The sequence below is a fragment of the Nitratidesulfovibrio oxamicus genome (assembly GCF_015731765.1).
In the GTDB taxonomy this organism is placed as follows: domain Bacteria; phylum Desulfobacterota; class Desulfovibrionia; order Desulfovibrionales; family Desulfovibrionaceae; genus Cupidesulfovibrio; species Cupidesulfovibrio oxamicus.
On the sequence record NZ_VRYY01000188.1, the window covers coordinates 1 to 4,823 of the forward strand.

Here is a 4,823-nt window from a genome sequence, read left to right on the forward strand (position 1 = left end):
TCCGATCTGGCCAACGCCGAGGGCGCGCGGGCCAAGGCCGACGAGGGCGAACACCTGGTCGCCGACGTGGTGCAGGCCATCACCGGCGTGCGCGACCTGGCCGTGGACCTGCGCGCCAACATGGAAGGCCTGGGCCGCCAGGCCGAGGACATCGGCCGGGTGATGCAGGTCATCGAGGACATCGCCGACCAGACCAACCTGCTGGCGCTGAACGCCGCCATCGAGGCCGCCCGCGCCGGTGACGCCGGACGCGGATTCGCCGTGGTGGCCGACGAAGTGCGCAAGCTGGCCGAAAAGACCATGGGCGCCACCCGCGAGGTGGGGCAGGCCATCGCCTCCATCCAGTCCGGAGCGCGTGACAATGTGCAGGCCACTGCGGCGGCCGTGGATGCGGTGGTGCGCTCTACCGAGCTCACCGAAAAATCCGGCGACACGCTGAAGGAAATCGTGACCATGGCGGACCAGACCGCCGACCAGGTACGCTCCATCGCCACGGCCTCGGAACAACAGTCCGCCGCCAGCGAGCAGATCAGCCGGTCCACCGAGGAAGTGAACATGATCGCCCAGGATACCGCGCAGATCATGTCCCGCTCGGCCACGGCGGTGAACGACCTGGCCGGGCTGGCGGGCGATCTGCGCCGCCTGACCGCCGAAATGCGCGCCTGATCGCGGGCGATGATCTGATCACGGACAATTGCCGAGCATGGGCGGCGTGCTGATTGCCGAATGGCGCACCCGACAGGGCGCACGCCACATCCATTGCCTAATGATACGCCGGGGCCTGCGGGCCCCGGCATTTTTCATGGCGACACCATTTTGTCACGCAAAAATGCCATTTTGCCAAAAAGCCAAATGGAGGCCGCCATGCCTGTCACCCGTGTCCTGTTCATCTGCGTGCACAATTCCGCTCGCAGCCAGATGGCCGAAGCCTTCCTGCGCAAGCACGGAGGGGCCGCCTTTCAGGCGGAAAGCGCCGGGCTGGAACCCGGCTCCATCAATCCGTTGGCCATACAGGTCATGCGAGAAGTGGGCATCGACATATCGGGGGCCACGGCCCGCTCGGTGTTCGACCTGTACCGCCAGGGCCGCATGTTCGACCATGTGGTCACCGTGTGTGCGGAAGGCGAAACGCAGTGCCCCCTGTTCCCCGGCGCGGTCCGCCGCCATCACTGGCCCTTCGACGACCCCGCGGCCCTTGTCGGTGACGAAGAGCAGCGCATGAAAGCCGCCCGCACCATACGCGATGCCATCGAAGCGCGGGTCAAGCAATTCGTGGCATCGCTGCGCGATACGCCGAACGCCTGATGCCACCCCGCCCTGCCGCCGGGCTGTCGGCCACGGGCGGTCCCCGACGGCAGCCTGCGCGCCTGCCTGTGCAAAGACAGCCGCGCAGCATGAAGGGGGAGCGCCGCATGGCGCTCCCCCTTTTTTGCCGTTTTCGTCCGCCGCATGGTCGGCGGAACACGTTCCCGCTAGGCCTCGTCGCTGGTTCCGCTGGAGGCCTGCCCGCCGATCTGACCCATCAGCCGCTCGCCCGCCGGGGTGTCCAGCACATCGCGCAGGGCGCGCACCACGTTCACGTCGTAGCTGTCGGTCTGGCTTTCCAGGGCGTCCAGCACCTTCTCCAGCGGCAGTGCCGGGCGGTACGAACGCGGTCGCAGCATGGCGCAGAAGGCGTTGGCCACGGCCAGTATCCGGGCGTGGGCGGATATCTGCTCCCCGGTCAGGCCCTCGGGGTAGCCCTTGCCGTCCTGCCGTTCGTTCATCTGGATGATGGCGGGCAGCACCGGCAGGTCAAACTCGATGGAAGACAGCACGTCGCGCGCGTATTCCACGTGGCGTTCCATCTCCTGCTTTTCCTGCGCGGTGAGCTTGCCGGGCTTGTTCAGGATGTCGCGCGGCACGAACATCTTGCCCACCTGCGAAAGGTTGGCCGCCGCTTCCACCGTGGCCACGTCGCGCTCGCCAAGGCCCATCCCCCGCGCGGTCAGACTGGCCGCTATGCCCATCAGCCGCGAATGGCCCGCCAGATACGGGTCGGTCTGTTCGATGGCCCGCACCAGCGCGTCGATGGTCTGCTGCACCACCCGGCGGTTGCGCTCCTGCGCCTCGACCAGGTCGGTGATGTCGTGGAACACCGAAACCACGCCGCGCACCTGCCTGCCGTCGGGGCCGAACAGCGGGGCCTTGGCGATCTGGAAGTGCCGCTTGCGCGATTGCAGGTACACCACCTCGTTCACCGTGGCCGGGTCGCCGCCCATGAGCACCTGAGCGTCGGGCGCGGTGATGCGGCGCGCGGTGTCGAAGCCGAACACCGCCTGCATGTCCATGCCCAGCAACTCTTCGGGGCTGCGGCCCACGGCGCGGGCAAAGGCGCGGTTGACGTACTGGAACACGCTCTGGTCGTCGGTGAGCGAGACCGGGTGCGTCATGGCCGAGTTGATGCCGTCGAGCAGCTGTTTCTGATCGTCGATGACTTCAAACAGCGCCTTGAAATCGCGGGCGATTTCACGCTGTTCCCGGCCCACCAGCCACCACCACAGCGAGGCCAGCATGACCACCAGCAGCAGGGTGCACAGCACGGCCAGCCCCACCACGGTGCGCTCGCGCTCGGCCAGGCGGGCCAGCGCGAGATCGGCGGGAATTTCCTCCACGGTCCACCATTCGAGGTTCGGCACCTTGCGCCCGGTGGAGTACACCTGCGCGCCGCCATCCACTGACGCGCGCCGCATGAAGGGCAGGTCGCCCGTTTCGGCGAATGCGGGCGGGGGCACGTTCTTCAGCCCTTCCTGGGCCGAGGGGGCAATTTCCTCGAAGCCGCGCGGGGTGCGCTGCACCAGCCGCGAAACCTGCCCCTTCTCCACCAGCGGCGAGGCGGCCAGAAACTCGCCCACCTTGCCGGAAATGATCTTGGACAGCATCAGCGCCGCCACGGGCCGCGCGCCGGTGGCCGCCTCGAACTGGGGCGGCAGGATGGGCATGAACAGGTCCAGCACCAGTCCGGTCTGGGTGGAACGGGCATGCGAAAAGCGCATCCTGCCCGTTTCCAGCACCTCGCGGATGGCGGCCTGCTGGTCTTCGTTCAGCGGCACGGGGGTGGCGTCGGTGGAAATGTAGGTCTGGGCGCGGGTATTCACGATGCGCCCGGACACGAAGTCGGAATAGGTCACGAACTCGCGCAGCAGGTTGCGCATCAGCGGCAGTTGCGCGGCCAGTTGCGAGATGTCGTCGTCACCTTGAGGGGCAACTGGCTTGCCGCCGCTCTTGCCGGGCTGGACGCTGCCCGTGTCCTGGCCGGGCCCTTGACCGGGTTTGTTCAGCAGCAGGCCCACGTCGCCTTCCAGCTGGTTCACTTCAGAGGCGAACAGCCGGAACAGGTCGGCATTGATCAGCCGCGCCCCCTGCTCCGTCATGGAATCCAGCCACAGGTTCACGGACTCCACGCGGGCCAGCGTAAGCACGGCCTGACGCTGGGCGATGTCCGTCTCCAGTTTGTGCCGCGCGTCGGAGATGTTCCAGTAGGCACCCACCGTGGCGGCAGCCACGGTAACCCCAAGCACCACGATGCCGAACCACAGAAGCCGCGAACGGCCAGCGGGTCTGTCGCGGTCCGGCGTGCCTGTCGATGCGTTGTTCTCTGCCATGGGTCCTCCGCGGTCTGGACAGATTTTTCAATCGGGGCGGGCGATGCTTCTTGCGTCGCCGGGATATTTCCCGACAGCAGTCTTCAATGTTGAAACACCCGGGGGCTGCTTCCAAATACCGTCAAAAGGACTATTGGGAACAGCCCTACTTCATTCTTCGGGCGCCCGGGCCACCCTTGATGGGGATATGCGCCCATCGGTGTTCTTCGTTTATCGAGTACTGCGGAACGTAGTGTCCGTAACGCTGGTGCGACAGCACCACGTTGGACAGATTGTCAAGCACGTAGGCGTCGCCCCCCGTGTACACCACCAGAATGGCATGAGCCAACCGGCGGATGGAATCCAGCAGTATGACGATGCGCATGTCCGAAACGGGCACGCCAAGCTGCTTCAAGGCGAAATACTTGGTTATGGCGTAGTCTTCGCAATCTCCCGACTTGCGCAGGAACTCCACAGGCGCTGCCCAGTAGTCCACCACGCCCCAGACTTCATTGTCCAGGCGGTAGGGCCACTGGTTGAACAGGGAATTCACGTTGCGCAGCTTGTCCATGGTGGACAGGCCGCGCCATTCGGACCGCAACTCGCCCCACAGGGCATGGCGCCCGCCCAGCGCCCGCTCCGGAATCAGCCCCGGCGTCTTGCGGTCCACGTTCAGCACCCGGTCCCACTTGGGCAGATGCTTCAACGGCCCCCGAAATTCAATGGTGTTGAACAGCCGGATGCCCCGAGAGGCCGACGCGGCGCCCTGCCGGGGTTCGGCGGACTGGGCGGATTCTGCCGTCTGCGCAGGCTGGTTTGCCTGCCTTGGCTGCGCCGCCTGGGCCACAAGGGGCGCATCGGGCAGGCCCACCGTGTTCGTATTCGCCGTCTCCGTGCCTGCCGGGGCCGTGTCCGCAGTGTCCGCCGTGTCCGCCGTGTCCGCAGTGTCCGCCGTGTCCGCAGTTGCGCGGGGCGCTCCCTTTCCATCGGCGGCGTTTGCACCGTCCGCCTTCATGGCGGACAAGGACGCGTCAGGCGCAACGGGCGCAACAGGTGTATCGGCAGATATATGCGTTGCCTGTATGGCCGCATTCGCCCCGGCACCGTTCCGTGCCGGTTCGCCCGCATCGCTGGCGGCGCTTGTCACCGCGCTGCGCACCTCGGGGGTGGCGGGCATCCCCGCGCGGGCAGCGGTGGCCG

4 protein-coding genes are annotated in these 4,823 nt (G+C 66.7%); 2 read left to right on the forward strand and 2 right to left on the reverse strand.

Translation table 11 applies throughout. The features are described from left to right. The coding region (locus FVW20_RS07785) for a methyl-accepting chemotaxis protein (RefSeq protein ID WP_231038957.1) at nucleotides 1–666 on the forward strand (666 nt) is incomplete at its 5' end. Between the two features lie 198 nt (nucleotides 667–864). Continuing rightward, entirely contained in the window at nucleotides 865–1,305 is a 441-nt protein-coding gene (locus FVW20_RS07790) for an arsenate reductase ArsC (RefSeq protein ID WP_231038958.1), read from the forward strand. Between the two features lie 167 nt (nucleotides 1,306–1,472). Here the strand turns inward: FVW20_RS07790 and FVW20_RS07795 are convergent, their stop codons facing one another. Both FVW20_RS07795 and FVW20_RS07800 read right to left on the reverse strand, forming a co-directional pair. Continuing rightward, on the reverse strand, nucleotides 1,473–3,644 hold the full coding sequence (locus FVW20_RS07795) for an HD domain-containing phosphohydrolase (RefSeq protein ID WP_196608973.1): 2,172 nt from the start codon (nucleotides 3,642–3,644) through the stop codon (nucleotides 1,473–1,475). Between the two features lie 145 nt (nucleotides 3,645–3,789). Then, nucleotides 3,790–4,638, reverse strand: a complete 849-nt coding sequence (locus FVW20_RS07800) for a transglutaminase-like cysteine peptidase (RefSeq protein WP_231038959.1) — start codon at nucleotides 4,636–4,638, stop codon at nucleotides 3,790–3,792. Between the last annotated feature and the right edge of the window lie 185 nt (nucleotides 4,639–4,823).